Below are 416 nucleotides of genomic sequence, written 5' to 3' on the forward strand. Positions count from 1 at the left end.
CAATCCTCGACCTCGAAGTGTTCGCACGCACCGCCGACACCGGCAGCCTGTCTGCCGCCGCACGCGGGCTCGGCCTGACCCCCGCAGCGGCCAGCATTGCCCTCAAGCGCCTGGAAACCCGCTTGGGTACCCGCCTGCTGGCACGCTCCACCCGCAGCATGCGCCTGACCGAAGAAGGCCGGCGCTACCTCGACAGCGTGCGCGAGGCCCTGGCCGCCTTGGCCGAAGGCGAGCAAGCGCTCAAGCAGCAGAGCCAGGGCCTGACCGGCTTGTTGCAGTTGGCCGCGCCCTCGGATTTCGGCCGTAATGTGGTGCTGGGCTGGCTGGATGAGTTCAAGCTGGAACACCCGCACATCCGCCTGCAACTACTGCTCAACGACAGCAATGCCGACCTGTTCCGCGACACCGTCGACATC

General features: G+C 67.3%; 1 protein-coding gene. It reads left to right on the plus strand.

Features of this window, described 5'->3' with window-relative positions; all coding sequences use genetic code 11:
• On the plus strand, nt 1-416 hold a 416-nt coding region (locus FCS21_RS16555), incomplete at both ends, for a LysR family transcriptional regulator (RefSeq protein ID WP_222928011.1).

This window comes from Colwellia ponticola (assembly GCF_005885605.1).
GTDB lineage: Bacteria > Pseudomonadota > Gammaproteobacteria > Enterobacterales > Alteromonadaceae > Colwellia > Colwellia ponticola.